The organism is Arthrobacter sp. SAFR-044 (assembly GCF_059414985.1).
Window position 1 is genome coordinate 451,955 of the sequence record NZ_JBPFDN010000001.1, and the last position, 22,929, is coordinate 474,883.

Annotated in this window: 22 protein-coding genes and 2 tRNA genes; 17 read left to right on the top strand and 7 right to left on the bottom strand. The window is 67.8% G+C overall.

What is annotated here, in order from left to right; translation table 11 throughout:
- Positions 1-10 precede the first annotated feature (10 nt).
- Positions 11-943, bottom strand: coding sequence for a LysR family transcriptional regulator (locus ACR65J_RS01920; RefSeq protein WP_440165566.1), 933 nt, complete (start codon positions 941-943; stop codon positions 11-13).
- A 111-nt stretch (positions 944-1,054) separates the two neighbouring features.
- Here ACR65J_RS01920 and mmsB point away from each other — a divergent pair, with 111 nt between their 5' ends.
- Positions 1,055-1,972: a 3-hydroxyisobutyrate dehydrogenase gene (gene mmsB / locus ACR65J_RS01925; RefSeq protein WP_440165567.1), complete on the top strand. Its 918-nt coding sequence runs from the start codon at positions 1,055-1,057 to the stop codon at positions 1,970-1,972.
- Between the two features lie 69 nt (positions 1,973-2,041).
- Positions 2,042-3,526, top strand: a complete 1,485-nt coding sequence (locus ACR65J_RS01930; RefSeq protein WP_440165569.1) for a CoA-acylating methylmalonate-semialdehyde dehydrogenase — start codon at positions 2,042-2,044, stop codon at positions 3,524-3,526.
- A gap of 79 nt (positions 3,527-3,605) precedes the next feature.
- Here ACR65J_RS01930 and ACR65J_RS01935 read toward each other — a convergent pair whose 3' ends face one another.
- Positions 3,606-4,151, bottom strand: coding sequence for a hypothetical protein (locus ACR65J_RS01935; protein WP_440165571.1), 546 nt, complete (start codon positions 4,149-4,151; stop codon positions 3,606-3,608).
- 49 nt (positions 4,152-4,200) lie between these two features.
- A complete protein-coding gene (locus tag ACR65J_RS01940; RefSeq protein WP_440165572.1) occupies positions 4,201-5,070 on the bottom strand; it encodes an SGNH/GDSL hydrolase family protein in 870 nt (289 codons plus the stop codon).
- A 79-nt stretch (positions 5,071-5,149) separates the two neighbouring features.
- On the opposite strand from ACR65J_RS01940, the gene ACR65J_RS01945 reads away from it, so the two are divergent.
- On the top strand, positions 5,150-5,800 hold the full coding sequence (locus tag ACR65J_RS01945; protein WP_440165573.1) for an alpha/beta hydrolase: 651 nt from the start codon (positions 5,150-5,152) through the stop codon (positions 5,798-5,800).
- Positions 5,801-5,853: 53 nt separating this feature from the next.
- On the opposite strand, the gene ACR65J_RS01950 is transcribed toward ACR65J_RS01945, so the two are convergent.
- A complete protein-coding gene (locus tag ACR65J_RS01950; protein ID WP_440165574.1) occupies positions 5,854-6,084 on the bottom strand; it encodes an RNA-binding S4 domain-containing protein in 231 nt (76 codons plus the stop codon).
- A gap of 32 nt (positions 6,085-6,116) precedes the next feature.
- Here ACR65J_RS01950 and ACR65J_RS01955 point away from each other — a divergent pair, with 32 nt between their 5' ends.
- The 3 genes from ACR65J_RS01955 to ACR65J_RS01965 all read left to right on the top strand — a co-directional run bounded on the left by ACR65J_RS01955 (position 6,117) and on the right by ACR65J_RS01965 (position 9,662).
- On the top strand, positions 6,117-7,106 hold the full coding sequence (locus tag ACR65J_RS01955) for a DMT family transporter (protein ID WP_440165576.1): 990 nt from the start codon (positions 6,117-6,119) through the stop codon (positions 7,104-7,106).
- Between the two features lie 130 nt (positions 7,107-7,236).
- Entirely contained in the window at positions 7,237-8,622 is a 1,386-nt protein-coding gene (locus tag ACR65J_RS01960; RefSeq protein WP_440165578.1) for a glycine--tRNA ligase, read from the top strand.
- 2 nt (positions 8,623-8,624) lie between these two features.
- Entirely contained in the window at positions 8,625-9,662 is a 1,038-nt protein-coding gene (locus tag ACR65J_RS01965; RefSeq protein WP_440165579.1) for a GNAT family N-acetyltransferase, read from the top strand.
- 81 nt (positions 9,663-9,743) lie between these two features.
- Here the strand turns inward: ACR65J_RS01965 and ACR65J_RS01970 are convergent, their stop codons facing one another.
- Both ACR65J_RS01970 and ACR65J_RS01975 read right to left on the bottom strand, forming a co-directional pair.
- Complete coding sequence (locus ACR65J_RS01970) at positions 9,744-10,568, bottom strand: lysophospholipid acyltransferase family protein (RefSeq protein ID WP_440165581.1); 825 nt, start codon at positions 10,566-10,568, stop codon at positions 9,744-9,746.
- 12 nt (positions 10,569-10,580) lie between these two features.
- Entirely contained in the window at positions 10,581-11,378 is a 798-nt protein-coding gene (locus tag ACR65J_RS01975) for an alpha/beta hydrolase (protein ID WP_440165582.1), read from the bottom strand.
- 139 nt (positions 11,379-11,517) lie between these two features.
- Here ACR65J_RS01975 and ACR65J_RS01980 point away from each other — a divergent pair, with 139 nt between their 5' ends.
- Positions 11,518-13,062: a YibE/F family protein gene (locus tag ACR65J_RS01980; protein WP_440165583.1), complete on the top strand. Its 1,545-nt coding sequence runs from the start codon at positions 11,518-11,520 to the stop codon at positions 13,060-13,062.
- Between the two features lie 70 nt (positions 13,063-13,132).
- On the opposite strand, the gene ACR65J_RS01985 is transcribed toward ACR65J_RS01980, so the two are convergent.
- The gene (locus ACR65J_RS01985; RefSeq protein ID WP_440165585.1) at positions 13,133-14,353 is read right to left on the bottom strand and encodes a globin domain-containing protein; all 1,221 of its coding nucleotides are present in this window, start codon (positions 14,351-14,353) and stop codon (positions 13,133-13,135) included.
- Positions 14,354-14,491: 138 nt separating this feature from the next.
- Between ACR65J_RS01985 and dusB the strand changes: the two genes are divergently transcribed.
- The 10 genes from dusB to ACR65J_RS02035 all read left to right on the top strand — a co-directional run bounded on the left by dusB (position 14,492) and on the right by ACR65J_RS02035 (position 22,929).
- Positions 14,492-15,670 (top strand): tRNA dihydrouridine synthase DusB, encoded by a 1,179-nt coding sequence (gene dusB / locus ACR65J_RS01990; RefSeq protein ID WP_440165587.1) that lies wholly within the window; start codon positions 14,492-14,494, stop codon positions 15,668-15,670.
- Positions 15,671-15,677: 7 nt separating this feature from the next.
- On the top strand, positions 15,678-16,982 hold the full coding sequence (locus ACR65J_RS01995) for a deoxyguanosinetriphosphate triphosphohydrolase (protein WP_440165846.1): 1,305 nt from the start codon (positions 15,678-15,680) through the stop codon (positions 16,980-16,982).
- A 115-nt stretch (positions 16,983-17,097) separates the two neighbouring features.
- Complete coding sequence (locus ACR65J_RS02000; protein ID WP_440165588.1) at positions 17,098-17,424, top strand: hypothetical protein; 327 nt, start codon at positions 17,098-17,100, stop codon at positions 17,422-17,424.
- Between the two features lie 16 nt (positions 17,425-17,440).
- On the top strand, positions 17,441-18,511 hold the full coding sequence (locus tag ACR65J_RS02005; RefSeq protein ID WP_440165590.1) for an FAD:protein FMN transferase: 1,071 nt from the start codon (positions 17,441-17,443) through the stop codon (positions 18,509-18,511).
- A complete protein-coding gene (locus ACR65J_RS02010) occupies positions 18,504-19,061 on the top strand; it encodes a ferric reductase-like transmembrane domain-containing protein (RefSeq protein WP_440165848.1) in 558 nt (185 codons plus the stop codon). The genes ACR65J_RS02005 and ACR65J_RS02010 overlap by 8 nt, the downstream gene beginning before the upstream one ends.
- The gene (locus ACR65J_RS02015) at positions 19,058-20,326 is read left to right on the top strand and encodes an NADH-ubiquinone oxidoreductase-F iron-sulfur binding region domain-containing protein (RefSeq protein WP_440165592.1); all 1,269 of its coding nucleotides are present in this window, start codon (positions 19,058-19,060) and stop codon (positions 20,324-20,326) included. The genes ACR65J_RS02010 and ACR65J_RS02015 overlap by 4 nt, the downstream gene beginning before the upstream one ends.
- Positions 20,323-20,583: a ferredoxin gene (locus tag ACR65J_RS02020; protein ID WP_440165594.1), complete on the top strand. Its 261-nt coding sequence runs from the start codon at positions 20,323-20,325 to the stop codon at positions 20,581-20,583. The genes ACR65J_RS02015 and ACR65J_RS02020 overlap by 4 nt, the downstream gene beginning before the upstream one ends.
- 29 nt (positions 20,584-20,612) lie before the next feature.
- Positions 20,613-22,553, top strand: coding sequence for a DNA primase (dnaG, locus tag ACR65J_RS02025; protein WP_440165596.1), 1,941 nt, complete (start codon positions 20,613-20,615; stop codon positions 22,551-22,553).
- Positions 22,554-22,651: 98 nt separating this feature from the next.
- Positions 22,652-22,724, top strand: a tRNA-Asn gene (locus ACR65J_RS02030).
- Between the two features lie 137 nt (positions 22,725-22,861).
- Positions 22,862-22,929, top strand: a tRNA-Asn gene (locus ACR65J_RS02035).

Here is a 22,929-nt window from a genome sequence, read left to right on the forward strand (position 1 = left end):
CCGGGCCGGCTCACCCGGCCAACAGCACCGACCGCTCCTTCACTTCGTCTTTCAGGGCGGCGATCACTGCCTGTACCCGGGCCGACCGAAGCGACTCCGGCCGGGCAACGGCCCAGATGGGCAGCTGGCGCTCAAAATCACCTGGCAGGACGGGGACGAAATCTTCACGGTCTCCCACCATGAAGTTCGGCAGCAGCCCGATGCCGGCGCCCTGTCTCACCGCCTCCACCTGGGCGAACACGCTCGTGGCCTGGAAGCTTGTCCTGGGCGTGGGAAGCTGCGATGACCAGCGCGGCCCAAGCTCCGCTACCTGGAGTGCGGACTCCACGTAAGAGACAAACGCGTGCTGCCCCACGTCGTCGAGCGTTTCCGGCAGGCCGTGCTGCGCGGCATAGCCGGGGCTGGCGTAGAGGCGCAGGTAGTAGTTGCTCAGGAAGATGGTCTGCGCGGTGCTGATGTCGGCCTTGCCCACCACGATCTCCAGGTCCACCCCTGACCGGTTCTGGCTGACTTTCCGGGTGGCGCTCAGCATTTCGATGTTCAGCTGCGGGTTCTGCTGCTGGAGCCGCACCAGCGACGGGGTGACGAACACTGCTCCCACTCCGTCGGTGGTGGCGACGCGGACCAAGCCGGCCAAAGAGCTTTGGTCCCGGCTGATGAGGCCGGACAGTGAGCCGAGCGTATTCTCGATCGCCTCCGCCGCCTCCACTGCGGCCGCACCAAGCTGCGTCAACTCCCAGCCGTGCGGGCTGCGCTCCAAGGTCCGCCCGCCCAACTGCTTGTCCAGGGCCAGGATCCGGCGGGAGATGGTGGTGTGGGTGGTGCCCAGGGTCTCGGCCACCGCATTGAAGCGGCCAAGGCGCGCCACCGTCAGCAGGATGAGCAGGTCGTCGGGGCTTGGCAACCGTCTCGAATCCACGGGCGGCCTTTCTCTTGTGTGCATCAATGCACAGAGCGTCTGTAATTTTTCCCCTTGATTGCACTCTAGCAGGGGTGTGATGCTTGACACAGAACAGCCGGCAGCAACGCCGGATGGAAGCAAAGGAGCTTACGCATGGCAGTTATCGGATGGATCGGCCTGGGCAACATGGGCGGCCACATGTCGGTGAACCTGGTGAAGGCCGGGCACGACGTGCGCGGCTTCGACCTCAACCCCGCGGCAATGGCAGCCGCCGAGGCCGGCGGGGTCAAGCGGGCAGCAAGCATCGCCGAAGCAGTGGACGGCGCGGACGCCGTGTTCACCATGCTGCCCAAGGGCGAACACGCCCGCGCCGTCTACCTCGGGGAGGACGGCGTGCTGGCGCACGCGGATACCCGCACGCTGCTCATCGACTCCTCCACCATCGACATTGCCTCCGCGCAGGCACTGCACGACGCCGCTGCTGCCGCCGGCTTCCGCTTCGTGGACGCCCCGGTGTCCGGCGGAATGAGCGGGGCCGAGGCCGGAACCCTGACGTTCATGGTGGGTGGCGAAGAGGGCGCCGTCAACGACGCCTCGGGCTACATCGGCCCCATGTCCGGCAACATCATCCCCACCGGCGGCCCCACCACGGGCCAGGCTGCCAAGATCTGCAACAACCTGATGCTCTTCATCAACCTTGCCTCCACCGCGGAGGGGGCAGTCCTGGCTGACCGGCTGGGCCTGGACAAGCAGGTCTTCTGGAACATCGCCTCGGTCTCCTCGGGGGACTCATGGGCCCTGCGGACCTGGTACCCGGTGCCCGGTGTTGTCCCCACCGCGGCCTCCAACAACGACTTCGCACCCACGTTCACCACCGAGCTCGCCAACAAGGACATCGGCCTGGCCATCAGCGCCGCCGAGGACACCGGCACGCCGCTGGAGATCGGCAAGCATGTCCAGCAGTTGTTCCAGCGGCTTATCGACGCCGGTGATGCGAACAAGGACTGCTCCATGATCATCAAGCTCGTGGACGGCTCGCTCGAGCCCGCCGACCAGACGCCGTCCAACTAACCACGCCGTCCAACCAGCCACGCCGCCCAACCAGCCACCTCCCAAAGCAACGCAGGAAAAGAGACTTCCTTGGAAACCATCCCGCATTACATCAACGGCGCCCGCGTGACCGATGCCGACCGCTTCGGTCCGGTCTTCAACCCCGCCACCGGCCAACAGGAAAAGCAAGTGGTGCTCGCCTCCGCGGCACGCACCGAGGAAGCCATCGCGGCAGCCCGCGCGGCGCTGCCGGCATGGCGGGCCACCAGCCTGGCCAAACGCACCACCATCTTCTTCAAGGTCCGCGAGATCCTGACCGAGCGAAAGCCCGAGCTCGCCGCCATCCTCACCAGCGAGCACGGCAAGGTCCTCTCCGACGCCGAGGGTGAAATCGCGCGCGGCCTGGAGAACATCGATTTCGCCACCGGCCTGTCCCACATGCTCAAGGGCGAGCGCTCGGAGCAGGTCTCCGGGGGCATCGACGTCCACTCCGTCCGCCAGCCCGTGGGCGTGGTGGCCTGCATTACTCCGTTCAATTTCCCGGCCATGGTGCCGCTGTGGATGATCGGCAGCGCCCTGGCATGCGGCAACACCGTGCTGCTGAAGCCCAGCGAGAAGGACCCGTCGGCCGCCGTGTTCATCGCAGAAGCCTTCGCTGAGGCGGGCCTGCCCGCCGGCGTCCTGAACGTGGTCCAGGGCGACAAGGAAGCCGTCGACGTCCTGCTCGAGCACCCTGACGTGAAGGCAGTCAGTTTCGTCGGCTCCACCCCCGTGGCCCGGTCGATCTACAAGCGGGCCGCCGAGCACGGCAAACGGGTGCAGGCCCTGGGCGGCGCGAAGAACCACATGGTGGTGCTTCCCGACGCCGACCTGGACATGGCTGCCGACGCTGCGGTTTCCGCCGCCTACGGTTCCGCCGGCGAACGCTGCATGGCCGTCAGCGTCCTGGTGGCCGTGGGCAACATTGCCGATGACCTGGTGAAGGCGATCTCCAGCCGCATGGCGGACCTGAAGATCGGTGCGGGCACCGACCCCGCCTCCCAAATGGGCCCCCTGATCACCGCGGAGCACCGCGAGCGGGTGGCATCCTACGTTTCTGGAGCCGAAGGCGAAGGAGCCACCGTGGTGGTGGACGGCCGCTCCCAGCAGTTCGACTCCGACGGGTTCTTTATCGGCGTCAGCCTGGTGGACCACGTCAAGCCGGGCATGAAGGTGTACGACGACGAGATCTTCGGCCCCGTCCTGTCCGTGGTCCGCGTGGATACTTACAGCGACGCGGTGCAGCTGGTCAACGACAACGAGTTCGGCAACGGCACGGCCATCTTCACCCGCGACGGTGGGGCAGCACGGCAGTTCGAGTTCGACGTCGAGGCCGGCATGGTGGGCGTCAACGTCCCCATCCCGGTCCCGGTGGGTACGTTCTCGTTCGGCGGCTGGAAGAACTCGCTGTTCGGCGACACCCACATGTACGGTCCGGACAGCATCCGCTTCTACACCCGGGGCAAGGTGGTGACCACCCGCTGGCCGGACCCCTCCACCTCCGTGATCGACCTGGGCTTCCCGCAGGTGGATTAAGCACACCGATTAAGCACGATTAAGCAACAACAGGCCGGGGGCCGTCATTCGGTCCCCGGCCTGTTGAGTACCAGTTTGGTCAGCCGTTCATGATGTCGCCGCGGCGCTTCATGTACTCCTCCATGGACAGCTCACCGTTGCTGTACTGCTGGTCCAGTTCCGCGAGCTTCCGCGCCCTGTACCCTTGCGGGGCTGCCGGCGGCGGGGGAGTGGCAGGCCCGGAGGACTGCCCGGGTCCCTGCTGCTGGTAGGGCTGCTGGGGCTGCTGCTGGAACGGCGGTTCCTGCGGGGCTCCGTAACGGGGGTCCGCCATCGGCGGCTGGCCGTACTGGTAGGGCGGCAGCTGCTGGCCGCCAAAGGGGCCTTGTGGCTGGCCCGGCTGGCCGAAGCCGCCGGAGAAGTAGTCCTGCTGGGTGTAGCCGTCCCGGGGCTGGTTGCTCTGCGGCCCGGCGGAGCCGGGAAATTGGCCATGCCCGGGAAACTGGTTCGGGAACCGGTTCGAACCCGGAAACTGCCCGGGCAGGCCCTGGTCCCGGTCCCGCCGTGCCACCGAGCGCCGGTACGCGCGCATGGCCATGGGGACAACGAAGGACAGGATGATGATCCAGAAAAACAAGCTGCTCACGGTGCCGCGCCTCTCGAGTGTTGTCCTTCCAGCGTAACCCTCGCGGCCCTTACCGGCGGCTGGGTTCGGAGGTTCCCAACGGCCCTTCGCCCGAACCCAACGGGACGCCCGGGCCAAAGACGGGACCCGGCGTCGGCCGCTTTGCCATGATGCCGTCACCCGAGGACTGGCGCCGCAGCCGGCGCAGTACCCAGGGCACGAAGTATTCGCGCGCCCACACAAAGTCCCCGCTGCGTGCCTCCCGCCAGGTCCGCGGCGGCAGCGGCTTGGGCTGCAGCGGTTCCAGCGAATGCTCCACGTTCAGCGCGTCCAGCACCATGGCCGCAATGGTGTGGTGTCCCAAGGGGGAGAAATGCAGCCGGTCCTGGTCCCACATCTGGGGATCGCTCAGCTGCCGCAGCGACCACATGTCCGCGATGACCGCGTCATGCCGGGCTGCCACCGTGCGCAGGTTTTCGTTGTAGATGGCCACCTTGCTGCGGATCCTGCCCAGCACCGAGGAACCCGTATCCGGGCCGTTGAAGAGCACAACGGTGGCGCCGCCCATGGACAGGATCTGGACCACGGAATCGAGCTTCTCAGCCAGCGCGTCAGGATCGCCGCCGGGGCGGATGAGGTCGTTCCCGCCCGCGGACAGGGTGACCAGGTCCGGCTTAAGTTCGAGGGCCGGCGCGAGCTGCTGGTCCACGATCTGCTGCAGCAGCCGGCCGCGGACGGCAAGGTTGGCGTACGCGAAATCCGGCTGGGTGCGGCCCAGCTCCTCGGCAACGCGGTCGGCCCAGCCGCGGTGGCCGCCCGGGCTTGAGGGTTCGGGGTCGCCGATGCCCTCGGTGAAGGAGTCGCCCATCGCCACATACCGGGTCCAGGGGTGGGATCCGGCATGGGCGGGCGGGGTCTGGATGGCACTTGCGTCAGTCACGGTCCCTATCCTGCCTTTCGCCCCTCTGGCTACGCCAACGTAGGTTGTTACCTCCAGGTAACTGGTAAGAATGGAAACCATGACTGACGCCGAAGTATTTCCTGCCCCCGTTGTCCTGTGGTCCCATCCGGAAGACCAGCGCGCCGGCAAGCCGCTGCTGGTGCTGCTCCACGGCTACGGCGCCAATGAGCAGGACCTGCTCAGCCTGGCCGACCTGCTGCCCGGGGACTTCGCCGTCGCATCACTGCGTGCGCCCATCGCCATGGGTCCGGGCTTCACCTGGTTCCCGCTGACGGCCTCCATCGAGTACTCCCTGGAACGGGTCAAGAAGGCTTCGGGCTACGTGCTGGAGTGGATCGACACCATCCGGGTGGGGCACCCGTCCGTCACCCTGCTGGGTTTCTCCATGGGCATGGCGATGGCCACCACGCTCCTGCGGCAGCGGCCCACGGACTTCGCCGCCGTCGTCGGACTGTCAGGTTTCGTGGTGGACGCAGGCGGTGACCCCACGTTCAAGGACGATCAACTGGACGGGACCGTTCCCATGTTCTGGGGCCGCGACCAGCAGGATCCGGTGATCACCCAAGACAAGATCGAGTTCACCATGGGCTGGGTCCGCAAGCACGTCAAGCTCACCAAGGTGCTTTACACCGGCATGTGGCACGGCATCAACCAGCAGGAGATTGGGCACGTGGGGGAGTTCCTCACCCACGAGGTGCTCAACAAATAGGACGTACGACGGCGGCGCTTCAGCCGCCGCCGTCATTCCGCCGTGGGTGCCGGTCAGGCCTCCGGTGCCACGACCCGGACGCTCTGGCCGTTGACCGTGACGGTGTCCCCGTTGTGCAGCTGGCGGCCGCGGCGGTCATCGATCTCGCCGTTGACCTTGACCAGCCCGTTCTTGATGAGCTCCGCCGCCTCCACCCCGTCCTCCACGAGGTTGGCGAGCTTCAGCAGCTGGCCGAGCCGGATCATGCTGTCGCGGATGGGGACGTCCTCAATGGGGTTGCTCATAGAGCAATAATGCCTGAACTAAGGTGGATTCAATGACCTCCCCTTCGCGCCTGCCGGCACTTGCAGGCCTGCCCCTGGCCGTGGGTTCCGGCCTGGCCATCCCCGTCCAGGGCCGCATCAACGGCGCGCTGGGTGCCCGCCTCGATGACGGAATCGCCGCGGCGGCCGTGAGTTTCAGCACAGGGCTGTTGGTCATGATCGTCATTTCCCTTGTGCTGCCGCGGGGACGGGCAGGCCTGGCCGCCATCATTCCGGCGGTCCGCAGCCGCGCGTTTCCCCGCATCTACGTGGTGGCCGGCGCAATCGGTGCACTGTTCGTGTTTGCCCAGTCCTTCACCGTGGGCATCCTGGGTGTGGCTCTCTTCACCGTGGCCACTGTGACCGGGCAGACCGTCAGCGGCCTGCTGGTGGACCGGCTGGGGATTGGCCCGGCCGGAAAGAAGTCCGTCACTGCAATCCGCATCATCGGCTGCATCCTGACCATCGCCGCCGTGGCCTGGGCGGTGTCGCCCCGGTTCAGCAGCGGAGGTTCCGGGGACGGGGCGGCCGGGTTGCTGGTTCCCATCCTGCTGCCGGTGGCGGCGGGATTCCTCATGAGCTTCCAGCAGGCCATGAACGGCACCGCCACCCTCCACTACGGCACCCCCATCGCCGCCACCCTGGTGAACTTCGTGGCCGGCTGCATCGTGCTGTGGGCCGCGTTCGCCGTCAAGCTGGCCGTGGCCGGCCCCGCCAACCCGCTGCCGGGGGAGTGGTGGTACTACCTGGGCGGCCCGATGGGCTGTGTGTTCATTGGGCTGGGCGCCCTCCTGGTCCGCAGCCTGGGCGTACTGGTCACCGGGCTGGGCATGATCGCAGGCCAGCTGCTCGGCTCGCTGGCCCTGGACCTTGCGCTGCCCGCCCCGGGGACCGTCGTCGCCCCGGCCACCGTCCTGGGAACCCTGCTTACGCTGGGCGCCATCATCCTGGCCACCCTGCCCTGGCCCCGGGGCGCGCTGCGCAGGCAGCGGCCGGTACGCTAGGACACAAGCTTTTCCACGATCTTCCTTCATCCGCCCCAACCCGTTGCCGCTGTGCCGCAGGCACAGAGCAGCCGGGGCCTGACAACCCGCGGACCGCACCCAGCGGCCCTGTAGAAATTGGAGTTACCCCATGGCAGCAAAGTCCGTCCTCGACCAGGTCATTTCCCTTTCCAAGCGGAGGGGCTTCGTGTTCCAGGCCGGTGAGATCTACGGCGGTTCACGCTCTGCCTGGGACTACGGCCCCCTCGGTGCCGAGCTGAAGGAAAACATCAAGCGCCAGTGGTGGCAGTCCGTGGTCCGCGGCCGCGAGGACGTGGTGGGCCTGGACTCCTCCGTGATCCTGCCCCGCCAGGTATGGGAAGCCTCCGGCCACGTGGAAGTCTTCTCCGACCCCCTGGTGGAATGCCTCTCCTGCCACAAGCGCTACCGTGCAGACCACCTCGAGGAAGAATACGAGGAAAAGAAGGGCCGTCCTGCCGAGAACGGCTTGAAGGACATCGCCTGCGCCAACTGCGGCACCCGCGGCCAGTGGACCGAGCCGCAGGAGTTCTCCGGCCTGCTCAAGACCTACTTGGGACCGGTGGCCAGCGAGGAGGGCCTGCACTACCTGCGGCCCGAAACCGCGCAGGGCATCTTCGTGAACTTCAACAACGTGCTCACCACCTCGCGGAAGAAGCCGCCGTTCGGCATCGGCCAGATCGGCAAGTCCTTCCGGAACGAGATCACGCCCGGAAACTTCATCTTCCGCACCCGCGAGTTCGAGCAGATGGAAATGGAGTTCTTCGTGGAGCCCGGCACGGACGAAGAATGGCACCAGTACTGGATGAAGGAGCGCATGGCCTGGTACACCGGCCTGGGCATCCGCGAGGAGAACCTGCGCTTCTTCGAGCACCCCAAGGAAAAGCTCAGCCACTACTCCAAGGGCACCACGGACATCGAATACCGCTTCGGCTTCCAGGGCTCGGAATGGGGCGAGCTGGAAGGCATCGCCAACCGCACCGACTTCGACCTCTCCACCCACGCCAAGGCCTCCGGCACGGACCTGAGCTACTTCAACCAGGCCACCAATGAGCGCTACACCCCGTACGTCATTGAGCCCGCGGCCGGCCTGACCCGTTCCTTCATGGCGTTCCTGGTGGACGCCTACACCGAGGACGAGGCCCCCAACGCCAAGGGCGGCGTGGACGTTCGCACGGTCCTGAAGCTTGACCCCCGCCTGGCACCGGTGAAAGCCGCCGTGCTGCCGCTGAGCCGCAACGAGGACCTGTCCCCGAAAGCCAAGGCCCTGGGCACGCAGCTGCGGAAGAACTGGAACATCGACTTCGACGACGCCGGCGCCATCGGCCGCCGCTACCGCCGCCAGGACGAGATCGGCACCCCGTTCTGCATCACCGTGGACTTCGACACCCTCGAGGACCAGGCCGTCACCATCCGCGAGCGGGACACCATGAGCCAGGAACGCGTCTCCCTGGACAAGGTGGAAGGCTACCTGGCGGCACGGCTGATCGGCGCCTGAGCATGGCCATCGAATACCGCGAATGGCGCGACGGCGACGACCTGGCCCTCCTGGAAATCTGGGGCGGCCCGGAGACCGCCCAGGCACGCCAGTTCCGCGGTGCCCTCGCCGTGTCCTCCAACGGAGGGAGCGGGACCCCGTGGCGCCGCTGCATCGTGGCCGAGGACGTCGTTGACGGCGTCGGTATTCCCGTCGCAGCCGGCGTGGTCTACGAGGCGTCCCTGCACCCGGAGCGCCTCTGGACCTACATCGAAGTGGCCAAGGACCACCGCCGCAACGGCATCGGTGCCACCCTCCTGGCCATGCTGCGCCGCGAAGCCGGACGCGCGCCGTCGGGCGTATCCAAACTGCGCGCCAAGGTGGAACCGGGCAGCCCCGGAGCTGCGTTCGCCGAGGCCGCCGGACTGACGCCCATCCAGCGCTCACGGCTGGTCATCGTGGAGCCGGGAGCCCTCCGGCTGCCCGTCTTCCCGGACAAGGACCACGGCGGCCGCCCCATCGACGGTGAGAACGCCGGTTCCGACATCGTGATGGACCTGGCCACCGGCTCGGTGGAGCTGACTGACGTGGTGGGCCGCTACTACACGTCCATCCACGGCTGGGACTCCCCGGGGGTCCTGTCCGTGGGCCAGGTGCAGAAGCTGTTCCTGGACGAGCTCACCGGTGCGCACGGTGCCATCGTGCTCCGCGCCCAGCCGGAATCCGCGTTCGGCCAAGGGGTTGCGCCCACCAAGAAGGGGCGCATCCGCGCGTTCGCCGTCAGTTACGCCGCCCCCGCCGGGCCCGACGACCCACCCCATTCCGACGGGAGCGCGGGCCAGGACACAGCCACGGACGTTTTCGTGGGCCACGAGCCCTCGCTTGCCGCTGACGATGCGGCCGAGGGGGTACGCGACATCCTCGCCCTCATCGCCTACCAGCACCCCGTCATGCTGGAACTGGATGATTCCATGACCGCCCTGCGCGCCGCCGTCGAGCCTCTCCTGAAGAGCGGCAAGGCCCGCCTGGCGGGCGCGGAGACCCTGGTGGTCTCCGACTAGGTACTGCCGGTCCACCGCATCGCGCCACGTGCCGTCCCCCGGACGGCACGTGGCGCTGCTGCTTAAGCTGGCACGGTCCGGCTACTTGGCGCGCGGAGCACGACGGCGGCCCGCGGCTGCGTCGGCAGCGTCCAGCAGCTGCCGCTCGGCATCTGTCGGTGCACCGCCTCCCAGCCGCGCCGGCATCCACCATGCCCGGGGTTCCGGCCTGAGCGGAAAGTCGGCGATGCAGCGGTCGATTCCCGCCTGCAGGGTGCCGCGCAAAGCTTCCGTTGCCGCTTCAACGTCAACGTCGGCCGGATATACCACGGGTGCGTCCACATGGAGCCGGACCGGCGCCCGCCAGCTTCGCGGGAGTGAAAAGCCGTGCCCCCGGGTCAAGATGCGGTGGGCGCCCCAGATGGATACTGGGATGACGGGAACGCCCGCTTCCGCCGCCATCCGGACAGCCCCCGTGCGGCATTCGCGGACCGTGAAGCTCCTGCTGACTCCCGCCTCGGGGAACACGACCAGATATTCGCCCTCCCGCAGCCTGGCCACCGCGGCGGCGTAGGCGTCTGCGCGGCCCGTATATCCCACCACCACGTGGCCGCTGGCGCTGATGGCGGGGCCGGCCAGCCAATGGTCCGCCGCTCCCTGGTGGACCAGGAACCGCAGCTGGGCCCGTTCGCGGCGCCACAGGAGCAGTTCCACCACGGCGAAGTCAACGTAGCCGAAGTGTGTCACGGCAAAAACCGCCCCCTTCCCGGGGGCGGCTTTGCGGGATGGTCCGCCGGCTGGTCCCTGTGCCGGAAGGTGCTCCAGGCCGGTGGCTTTAATGTCCAGTTGCAGGGCCCAGCGCAGGAACTGCCCCGTGTGGACGATCAGGCGGTAGAAGCGGTCATTGGCCGGCGGACGCCAGGGCATCGGAACGGGGGCTTACAGGGTGACGTGGACGGAGGACCCGGGAAGCAGTTCGGTGAAGGCACGGGAGGGCTGGACGCCCGCGCCCGTGCTTTCCGCGAAGGATTTAATGACGAACCCGGTGGCAAGCGTCTGCCACACGCGAACCTTCCGGAGCATGAAATGCCCCACCCCCTTGAGCGACACGTACTGCATGCTCGCCGCGTTCGCGGAAGCCCGGTGGGCGAAGGCAAGCGACTGCGACGGGCTGGTCATGTGGTCAGTGGTGCCGTGGATGATCAGCACTTTCCTGTCCGTGACCCTGTCGGCAGGGGTTTCCGGGCCCAGCCAGGGTGCCAGCGCCACCACGGCCTCCACCTGCGGGTGGTCGGCAGCACACACGGCGGTCAGCCCGCCCATGGAGTGGCCCAGCAGGAAGACGGGAACGCCGGGGTGGCGTTCCGCGATCTGCTGCAGCGCCCACCGGGCATCCTGCAGGGGGGACATGTCCGGCCCGTTCCAGCCGCGGACACTGTTGCGCAGGGACCAGACGGCCAGCCCGTTTTTCCGGCCGGCACGGTGCAGGTGCCTGGCGAACGGGATCATCCTGGCCGGGCTCAGGTGCCGGGCCTCGACGGGTTCCCGGCTGTGGGCCTTGCCGCCGTGCAGGACCAGGACCACGCCCTTGGTGTTGCCGGATGCTTCAAGGACGCTCAGCACGGGCCGGTGCGCGGGAACAAGGGGCACCTGCCCGGCCCGCACCGCGCCGCTGTTCCCTGCCCCGTTGGTACCGGTTTCTGTGCTGCCGGCCCCATGCCCATCACGGTTGTCCATGCTGGTTCCTCCCCATCCCGATGGTCCATTTATAAACCCTAAGGCGCCGCACGTAGAGTTCAACCATGAGGTTGTACTGCTGATGGGCGCCGGTCACTCCCACTCTTCCTTGGATCATTCGGAGCCGACGCCCCAGGCGATGGCTGCCCGCAGCAAGGCGAACCGCATCCTGGCTGCGGTGCTCATTCCGTTGGCGCTGCTGACCCTGGCCGGGATGGCTGCGCTGTGGCCGTCCGGCAGCAAGGAAGGGGTCTCGCTCGCGAACCCATACTCCACCGCCCCCGGTGTCACCTTCGATACCGGCACCATCCAGAACGTGGTGACCGAAAACTGCATGCAGGGCACCAGCACCAGCCAGCAGGGCAGCGGCCAACAGGGGACCGGCCAACAGGGCAGCGGCCAACAGGGGACAGGGCAGCAGCAGGCAGGCCAGCAGGGCGCGCGGCAGCCGCCAGGACAGGGCTCGGACTGCACGTTCGCCTTCACCGAGCCGGACAGGGGCGGCAGCCCGGTGAAGGTGGTCATCAACCCTGACGTTGCCTCGTCCCATGGGGTCAAGCCCGGGGACCAGATCCGGTACCTGAACCTGTCAAACGCCCAGGGCGCCACAGGGTCGCAGGGCTCGCCCGCCTATATCTTCGTGGACTTCGTCCGCACCCTGCCGATCGTCCTGTTGGCCGTGCTGTACGCCGTGGTGGTCATCGCCGTGGCCAGGTGGCGGGGGCTCCGGGCACTCATCGGGCTGGTGGGCGCGTACTTCGTGCTGGCGAACTTCCTGCTCCCGGGCCTGGTGGAAGGAAAACCGCCGCTGCTGCTGGCCCTCGTGGGATCCACCGTGATCATGATCGGGGTGCTGTACTTCGCCCACGGATTCTCCGCGCGCACCTCCACGGCACTCCTGGGCACCATCTTCGGGCTGGCCATCACGGCCCTGCTGGCAGCCTGGGCCACGGACGCCGCCAACCTCGCCGGCGTAGGCAGCCACGACGCCGCCACCCTGGTGAATACGTCGTCCAACATCTCCATCTCCGGGGTGATCCTCTGCGGACTCATCATCTCCGGCCTGGGCGTCCTCAATGACGTCACCATCACGCAGTCCTCGGCCGTCTGGGAGCTCTACGAACTGGCACCTGCCAGCAGCGCCCGGAAGCTGTTCACCTCCGCCATGCGGATCGGCCGCGACCACATCGCGTCCACCGTGTACACCATCGCCTTCGCCTACGCGGGCGCCGCACTGCCCATCCTGATCATCGTCATGCTCTACGACCGGCCCCTGATGGACACCCTCACCAGCGCCGAACTCTCCGAGGAAGTCATCCGGACGCTGGTGGGTTCCATCGGGCTGGTCCTGGCCATCCCGGTCACCACCCTGATCGCCGTGCTTGTGGTCAAGGCGACCGGCATCACGGCCGGAGGATCCAGCGCGCCAGGTCACGGCGCATCAGGTCACGGCGCATCAGGAGCAAGCGCAGCGGCTCCCAGCCCAGCGGTTCCCAGGGCCGCGGGCAAGGCCACGGCTGTGGCGGACGACGGCGGCCACAGCCACGCGGACGACCTGGCGGACACGGGGGCGCTCGCCGCAGCCGCCCTTGAGGAACGCCGCCGGCGCGCCGCCGTCGAACCCTCCCTCCTGCCCGGGGAAGAGCCCGCTACCCGCCGGGGCCGGCGGGCAGACCGCGGCTGAGCTGCGCACGATCCCGGGCATGCACCTGGGCCTGCCCCAGGCCCTGAACCGCGTTCACTGTTCCGGCAGGCTACTGGTAGTCGGCCAGCCAGAGGTCCGGTCCGAAGACTTCGTACTGGATATCCTTCGCGCGGACGCCTGCGCCCACCAGGGCCGTCCGGACGGCCTGCATGAACGGCATGGGGCCGCAGAGGTAATACTCGGCGTCCGGCGGCAACTGGATGTCCTTGACGTTCATGAACCCCGAGTGGACGCTGCCGCTTTCGGCGCCTGCGGTGGACCCCTCGCCGTCCGGATTGAGGAACCACGACGTGAGCGAGGCGTCGGGGAGGGCAGCGAGGTCCGCCGTCACCTGCTTCCGCAGTGCAAACGAGGCGGGGGACTCTCCGGCGTGCAGGAACAGGACCTTCCGCTGGGAACCGGACTTGACCAGGTGGGACAGCATGCCGGCCATGGGGGTGACACCGATGCCTGCGCTTGCCAGCACCACGGGCCGGTCGGTGTATTCCAGCACCACATCGCCGAAGGGCGCGGAGAGGGTGACCTCGTCGCCCACGTTGACGTGGTCGTGCAGGAGGTTGGACATCTCCCCGTCCGGCGCACCCTCCGTGCGCACCCGCTTGATGGCGAACCGCCGGTGCTGGCCATCGTCTGCCTGGGTGAGGCTGTACTGGCGGGGCTGCAGGACGCCGTCGGGCATCTGCATCCGGATGGTGACGTACTGTCCCGGCAGCGACGGCTTGACCTCCCGCTCGTCGGTCCGCTCCACCACGAAACTGACAACGTCGTCGGTTTCCTGGATCTTTTCGGCCACCCGCCAGGTACGCCAGACGGTTTCCGGGCTCAGCCGCACTGCGTCGTACAGGCCGCGTTCCTTGTTGATGAGCATGTTGGCCATCAGCCAGTAGACCTCGTCCCAGGCCGCGGCCACATCCGGTGTTACGGCGTCGCCCAGGACATCGACGATGGCCCACATCAGGTTGTCGTGCACCACCTGGTACTGCTCCGGACTCAGCCCCAGGGATACGTGCTTGTGGGAAATCCGGGACAGCAGGTGGTCCGGCAGGTGGGTGGGGTCGTTGATGAGGAAGCCGGCAAAGGCGGCAACGGAACCGGCAAGCGCCTGCTGCTGCCGGCCGTCGGCCTGGTTGCCCCGGTTGAAGAGGCCGTTGAGCAGTTCGGGATGCTCCTGGAACATGTGCTTGTAGAAACGTGACGCGATTTCCTGGATATTTTCACCGACGACCGGAAGGGTCGCCTGGATCACGGGGTATGACGTGTCTGAAAGCATTCGGGATGTGTCTCCTTCAAACGGCTTTTCCTGGTTTTCCGGTCCCGCGCCACGCTAGCAGCCGGCCGAAACCGGTGACAGGCCCTTTGGCACTCGCCGTGGACGCGCCGATTTGCCCGGCTTTGCAACAATGGACAGGTGACTGTTGCTGCAACTCCGCCCGCACCCAAGCTGGAACTCCCGCCCCTGAAGCTGGGACCCATCACGGTTGACACCCCGGTGATCCTGGCGCCCATGGCCGGCATCACCAACTCCGCCTTCCGCAGGCTCTGCCGTGAGTACGGCGGCGGCATGTACGTGGCGGAGATGGTCACCTCCCGCGCGCTGGTGGAGCGGACCCCCGAATCCCTCCGCATCATTTCGCACGACGACGACGAGAAGGTCCGCTCCGTCCAGCTCTACGGTGTGGACCCCAGCACCGTCGGCGCCGCCATCCGGATGCTCGTGGAGGAAAACCGCGCCGACCACATCGACCTCAACTTCGGCTGCCCCGTCCCCAAGGTCACCCGGCGCGGCGGCGGCTCGGCCCTGCCCTGGAAGATCGATCTCTTCACCTCGATCGTGCAGACCGCCGTCAAGGAAGCCTCCAAAGGCAACATCCCGCTGACCATCAAGATGCGCAAGGGGATCGACGACGACCACCTCACGTACCTCGACGCCGGCCGGATCGCCCGCGATGCCGGTGTTGCCGCCGTCGCCCTCCACGGCCGGACTGCCGCGCAGTTCTATTCCGGGCAGGCCGACTGGTCCGCCATCGCCCGCCTCCGCGAAGCCCTGCCGGACATTCCGGTGCTGGGCAACGGCGACATCTGGTCCGCGGAGGACGCCGTCCGGATGGTCCGCGAAACCGGCGTGGACGGTGTGGTGGTGGGCCGCGGCTGCCAGGGCCGGCCCTGGCTGTTCGGGGACCTGCAGGCGGCGTTCGAAGGCAGCGACGTCCGGCACCGGCCCAACCTGCGCCAGGTGGCCGAGGGCGTGTACCGCCACGCTGAACTGATGGTGGAAACCTTCGGCGACGAAGGCAAGGCGCTGCGGGAGATCCGCAAGCACATCGCCTGGTACTTCAAGGGGTACGTGGTGGGCGGGGAACTGCGAACCAGGCTTGCCCTGGTCACCAGCCTGGAGGTGCTCCGGGACACGCTGGCCGAACTGGACCTGGACTCGCCCTACCCGGGCGTGGACGCCGAGGGTCCCCGCGGCCGTGCCGGCTCACCCAAGCGGCCTGCCCTGCCCAAGGACTGGCTGGACTCCCGGGCACTCAACGAGGACCAGTCCAAGGACATCGCGGCCGCAGAGCTGGACGTTTCCGGTGGCTGAGGCATCTATGGCCGGACCCTCATCCGCTGGAACCCCCACCGCCGCCCTGGCGCTGCCCGGCTACGACACCCACGATTCCGCCCGCTGGGTGGAGGAGCCGCCCAAGAGCACCTACCGCTCCGACTTCGAACGGGACAGGGCCCGGGTCCTGCACTCGTCGGCCCTGCGCCGGCTGGGGGCCAAAACCCAGGTAGTGGCGCCGGACACGGACGACTTCGTCCGCACCCGCCTCACCCACAGCCTGGAAGTGGCACAGGTGGGCCGCGAACTGGGCAGGGCCCTGGGCTGCGATCCGGACGTCGTGGATACGGCCTGCCTGAGCCATGACCTCGGCCATCCGCCGTTTGGCCACAACGGCGAGTCCGCCCTGAACGAGGTGGCGCACGCCATCGGAGGGTTCGAAGGCAACGCCCAGACCCTCCGGCTGCTCACGAGGCTTGAACCCAAGGTGCTCACCGCTGACGGCCAGCCCGCCGGCCTGAACCTCACCCGCGCGAGCCTTGACGCGGCGTCGAAATACCCGTGGTCAGCCCTGGAAGCGCCGGTGATCCACGGGCAGCGGACCAGCAAGTTCGGCGCCTACGAGGACGATCTGCCCATCTTCAACTGGCTCCGTGAAGGCGCCCCGGAACGCCGGACCTGCCTTGAAGCCCAGGTGATGGACCTGGCGGACGACATCTCCTATTCGGTGCACGACGTGGAGGACGCGATCGTTGCCGGCCACTTCCAGCTGCGCTGGATGGACAACCCGGACCACCGCGCACGCGTGGTGGGCTACGCCAAGCAGTGGTACCTCCCGCACAACGACCCCGCCGCTATCGACGCCGCCCTGGCCCGGCTGGAGGCCACGGACGTCTGGGTGCGCGAGGCCGATGGCAGCCGCAAGTCCATGGCGGCGCTGAAGAACATGACCAGCCAGCTGATCGGCCGGTTCTGCCAGAGCGCCCTGGAAACCACCCGCGCCGTCTACGGGCCGGAAAACCTGACCCGGTACAACGCCGAACTGATGGTTCCCGATGAGACCGTCATGGAGATCGCGGTGATGAAGGGCCTGGCCACCACGTTTGTGATGACCACGGAGCACCGGCAGCCCATTTACGAGCGCCAGCGGGAAGTGCTCCACGCCCTGGTGACCGCCCTGAGCGCCACGGGTGACAGGCACCTGGAGCCGATGTTCGCCGCGGACTGGCGGGCAGCGGACGACGACGGCGCGCGCCTTCGCGTGGTCATCGACCAGGTGGCGTCGCTCACCGATGGATCGGCCCTGGCCATGTACGAGCGCCTGGTGGGGAGCCTGCCCTCGCTCTGGTGAGCCGCCGTCGGCTCGCGCTCCGGAACCGCCTGATCAACAGCTTCCTTAAAGCATCTTCACAGGAAGGAGGCGCACCATGGGAGGAAAGACAGGCCGCTAGGAACGGGAGCTGGTCATGAGTACTCGCAGCAGGGGCAAGCGCCTTGCCACCGGGATCACCGCGGCCGTAGGCGTCGGCAGCTTCGCCGCCGCGGGCGTGGCCGCGTCAGCCGTGTACGCCGCAACCCCCTCCGTGATCGCCAGGTCAACTCCCGCCACGGACACCAGCACCACACAGTCAAGCACGCCCCAATCCGGATCGGCCCGCTCCGACGACGATGACCGCGGGACCACCAAGAACAACACCTCACGCCGCTCGAAGACGTACGGCAGTTCCGGCAGCACCACACCGGTCCAGCCGGGCAAGGGAAGCACCGTCCACGGCCGGTCGTCGGGGTCCTGACGTGGCAGGTCCAGGTATGGCCGGTCCCGGCGCCGCTGGTACCGGGACCGCCGAACACATTTCACCAGCGGAAGCTACAGCACCGGCGGAAGACACAGCCCAGTCGAGCTGGACTGTGTGGGAGCTTGAGGCAGCAGTCACGGTCACGGACCGGGGAATGCTCCCCGCGGCCGAGGATATCGTCCGGGATGTAGTGGCGGCAGTTGACCTCGCCTGCAGCCGCTTCCGGAAGGATTCCGAACTGATGAGGCTTCGGCCCCGGATGGCGCACGGTGTAAGCATCAGCCCCATGTTCCGGCGGCTCCTCGAGCGTGCCCTGGACGCTGCCCGGCTAACCGGCGGCGACGTCGACCCCACCCTCGGAGCAGATTTGGCCGCCCTCGGGCACGGCCCGGAATGGCAGAGGCCCGGAATCACCAGCATCCCGGTGTCGCCGCAGCCCGCACCTCCCCGACAGTCTTCGGTACCGCGGGCACCCGGTTGGTCCCGCCTGAACCTCGACGACTCAACCCTGACCCTCCCGGCCGACCTCCGCCTGGACCTGGGGGCATCAGCAAAGGCAGTCGCCGCCGATCTCGCCGCCGCAGGTGTTTACCGGGAGCTGGGCTGCGGGGTGCTCGTGAGCCTGGGCGGCGACCTGGCAAGCGCAGGTCCGGGACCGCTGCAGGACGGAAAGCCCGGGCCTTGGCAGATCATGGTCCAGGACCTTCCCGCCGACCCCTGCCAGCAGATTTCCCTGGCCCCCGGGTTTGCCCTGGCCACCTCCAGTACGCAGAAACGCCGCTGGAACCACGGGGGAACCCAGGTCCACCACATCCTTGATCCCCGCTTCGGCCTCCCCGCAGAGCCGGTCTGGCGGTCGGTGACCGTTGCCGCCCCCACGTGCCTGGAAGCGAACGCGTTCAGTACTGCGGCCATCGTCCGCGGCTTCGCTGCCGTGGACTGGTTCCGGACCGAAGGCATTGCTGCCCGGCTGGTGGACAGCCAGGGCAGGGTCATCACCACCGGGGAATGGCCTGCCGATACCTGCAATCCTGCTGCAGACGCGGGAGAAAGCTCGAATCCCGGGGGTGGCAGCCATGGATGAGGCCATGTGGGCGTTTGGCCGGGTCAGTGGGTTCGTCTCCCTGGCGCTGTTCACGGGGTCGGTCCTGCTGGGGATCCTGAACCGGTCCGGCCGGCCCCTGTTGGTGCTGCCCCGGTTCTCCATCAGCCTCCTCCATAGGAACATCGCGCTGCTCGCCACCGTCTTCCTGGGGCTGCACGTGGGATCCCTGCTCCTTGACTCCTTTGCCAAGCTGAACCCGGTGGACATCGTGGTGCCGTTCCTGGGCTCCTTCCAGCCGTTCTGGCAGGGGCTGGGCACCGTGGCGCTGGACCTTGTCCTGGCCGTGGTGGTGACGGGCCTGCTGCGGCACCGGATCGGGCAGCGCAGCTTTAAGGCCGTGCACTGGCTCAGCTACGGTGTCTGGCCGGTGGCGATGGCGCACGCGTTGGGAAACGGCACTGACGTCTCCAGCGGCTGGTTCCTCCTGTTGGCCGTCGCGTCAGCGGTTGCCGTTGCCGCGGCCCTGCTGTGGCGGCTGAGCCCCTCCTTCCTCGAAACCTCCCACGCCCGGCAAGGAAACCTCCCGTGAGCCCTGCCAAGGACACCCACCAGCCGGTGCCACTCCACCCGGAACAGGACAACAAGCGGCAGGAACCGCGGCTCCTGGCAGCAGGCCCTGACGCAGGCTGGGATCAGCACCTCGACACCTTCGGACCCTGGGATCCGCACGCTGCGGGAGCCGGACTGCTGGAGGCGCTCGCGGAGGCTGGACTGACCGGCCGGGGCGGAGCCGCGTTCGAAACCTGGCGCAAAGCCACTGCCGCTGCCGGGTCCGGACGGAAAGGCATGTTTGCGGGCCGGCCGGTGGTGATTGCGAACGGTGCAGAAGGCGAACCCCTGAGCTTCAAGGACCGGACCCTCCTCGCCCATGCACCCCACCTGGTCATCGACGGACTGGCCGCCCTGGCCGAAGCATTGGGCGGCGCAAGCATGTACATGTACGCGCCGGCGGCCGGTCTTCCCCGCGTGGAACAGGCCGTCGGCGAACGTCCCCGGGGCAAGCGGATCCGCATGGTCCAGGCTCCTGAAACCTTTATCTCCGGTGAGTCGAGCGCCGTCGTCAACATGATTGCCAACGGCAGTGCCGTCCCCACGGACCAGCGGCGCCGCCTCAGCGAAGCCGGCATCAACGGCCGGCCCACGCTGGTGGTCAATGTCGAAACCCTTGCCCAGGTTGCCCTGATCGCCCGTTACGGGGCGCCGTGGTTCCGCCAGGCGGGGACCGCGGCGGACCCCGGCACCCGGCTCGTGTCCGTTTCCGGCCCTGCGCCGGTACCGGACGTGGTGCTGGAAGTGCCCGGCGGTGCGCAACTTTCCGCGGTCCTCCAGGAGGCGGGGATGGACCCTGCCGCCCTGTCCGCCGTCCTGGTGGGTGGCTATCACGGGCGGTGGGTACGGGCCGCCGCCCACGCGCTCTCTCCAGCGGGGCTCCCCGGCCGGACCGTCCGGCCGGGCGCAGGAGTGATCCATGCCCTGGATCTGCAGACCTGCGGGATCCAGGCGACGGCCCGGATCGTCAGCTACCTTGCGGACCAGTCAGCCAGGCAGTGCGGGCCCTGCATGTTCGGGCTGCCGGCCATGGCGTCCGTCCTCAACAGGATCGCCGGAGGGGAAACAAATCCACGCCTTGCCTCCGAACTGGACCGGCTGGGGAGGCTGGTCTCCGGGCGGGGCGCGTGCAGGCACCCGGAAGGGACCACCGGGCTGGTCAGCAGTGCTCTGGAGGTCTTCGCCGGGGACTTCCGCGCCCACCTTTCCGGCTACTGCACGGGCCCGGGAGGCGCAGCGGCATGAAGACACACCTGCATATCGACTGGACCAGCTGCGACGGCCGCGGCCTGTGCGCCGAGCTGCTGCCCGGGGTGCTGGACCGGGACGACTGGGGGTACCCGGTGGCGCGCGGGAAGGTGGGCCGCGACAGGACCGACGTTCCGCTGCGCGATGCCGACCGGGAAGCCGCCCAGGAGGCCGTCTTCCTCTGCCCCAAGCTGGCCCTCAGCCTGCTGGCCGGGAGTGCGCCGGAACCGGGGACGCGGATGCCCGGGCAGTGACGCCGGGCCGGTGACACTAAGATTGCTGTGTGGCTGGGCTGATTAAACGTGAAGATATTGACGAAGTACGCCAGCGCACGGATATCAAGGAAGTGGTTGACGGCTACGTCACGCTCAAGGGCGCCGGGCTGGGGGCCTTCAAGGGGCTGTGCCCCTTCCACGACGAGCGCTCGCCGTCCTTCACCGTCCGTCCCCAGGTAGGCCGCTACCACTGCTTCGGCTGCGGCGAGGACGGCGACGTCATCGCCTTCGTCCAAAAGCAGGACCACAGCTCCTTCCAGGAAGCCGTGGAGAAGCTCGCCTCCCGGATTGGCTACGAGCTCCGCTACGAAGACGGCGGCACCGGCCCCAACCGCGAGGAAGTGGGCCGCCGCCAGCGGCTGCTGGACGCACACAAGATCGCGGACGAATTCTTCCGCGCCCAAATGCTCACGCCTGGTGCGGCCACAGCCCGAAACTTCCTGTTTGGCCGCGGCTTCGACCGGGCCGCCGCGGAACACTTCGGCTGCGGCTACGCCCCCCAGGGGTGGGACGCTCTCCTGAAGCACCTGCGCGGCCGCGGCTTCACCGACGCCGAACTCAAGCTCACGGGCATGTTCAGCGAAGGAAACCGGGGCATCTACGACCGTTTCCGCGGCCGGCTCATCTGGCCCATCAAGGACATGGCCGGTGACACCATCGGTTTCGGTGCGCGCAAGCTCTATGAGGATGACCAGGGCCCCAAGTACCTCAACACCCCGGAGACCACCCTCTACAAGAAGTCCCAGGTCCTCTACGGCATCGACCTCGCCAAGAAGAGCATCGCAAAGGACCGGCAGCTGGTGGTGGTGGAGGGCTACACCGATGTCATGGCCTGCCACCTTGCAGGAATCACGACGGCGGTGGCCACCTGCGGCACCGCGTTCGGCACCGAGCACATCAAGATCGCCCGCCGGCTTTTGTCCGACGACGGCACCGGGGGAGAAGTGGTGTTCACCTTCGACGGCGACGCCGCCGGGCAGAAGGCGGCCCTGCGCGCCTTTGAAGAGGACCAGCGCTTCACCGCCCAGACGTACGTAGCCGTCGAGCCCACCGGGGCCGACCCCTGCGACCTGCGGCTCAGCCGCGGGGACGAGGCGGTGCACGCCCTGATCCAGTCCCGCCGGCCGCTGTTCGAGTTTGCCATCCGCAGCACGCTGAAGCAGTTCAACCTGGACACCGTTGAGGGCCGCGTCCAGGGGCTCAAGGCTTCCGTGCCGGTGGTGGCCGCCATCCGCGATGCCTCCACCCGCACGGGCTACTGCCAGGCGCTGACGGGCTGGCTGGGCATGCCGGACCCCAACGAGGTCCTCCGCCTGGTCAACGCAGAAGTGAAGAACGCCGGAAAGCGTGGCGAACCGGGACGGTCCGCGGCTCCGAGCCAGCCACAGCCAGGCGGTCCCTCCCGCCCGGCCCCCGCCCAGCCCGGGGCGCCCGGCGTAGCTGCCGGGCCGTCGTCGGGCGTTGTCCCCTCCTTCCACCGCCCCGACCCGCGCGATCCTGTGGCGTCCATGGAACGGCAGTCGCTTGAAGTGGCGCTGCAGCAGCCTGCCCTGCTGGCCGGCGGGGTCTGGGACCGCTTTGCCGCTGCCCGGTTCGCCATCCCTGCCTTCCAGGCCGTCCATGACGCCATGCGGGCCACGGGCCCCGGACTGACCGTTGATCCGGTGCGCTGGGTGGAGCACGTCATGCATGAGGTTCCGGAACCCCTCCGGCCGCTGGTGTCCGAGCTCGCCGTCGTGCCGCTGCCGGCCCACACCGAGGAAGCGGTGCTGAAATACTGCCGCGACATCCTGTCCCGGCTGTTCGAACTCCAGATCACCCGGGTCAAGGCGGACAAGATGGGCCAGCTGCAGCGGCTTGACGCAGCGGCGGACCCGGAGACCTACCAGCGGCTCAACCGCGAGCTGATGATGCTGGAAATGGAACGCCGGGCCCTGCGGGCGGAGTAGTAGGCATGGCATGGTCCGCTGACCCGGGGGTGGGCCAGGTCACGGCCGGCCGATTTCGTTTCCGCGCCATGTGTTTGCTAGGCTAATACCCGCTTCATTCCTCCTTAGCTCAATTGGCAGAGCATTCGACTGTTAATCGAAGGGTTGCTGGTTCAAGTCCAGCAGGAGGAGCTTCCAATCCCCGTTCCGGCCTCCGGAACGGGGATTTTTGTTTCCCGCCGGGTACCTGGCGAGGGGCATTCTGGCCCGGAAAACCGCCGATTTCCCTTCGGCCGGAATCCTTTGCTAATGTCATACCTGCTTCATTCCTCCTTAGCTCAATTGGCAGAGCATTCGACTGTTAATCGAAGGGTTGCTGGTTCAAGTCCAGCAGGAG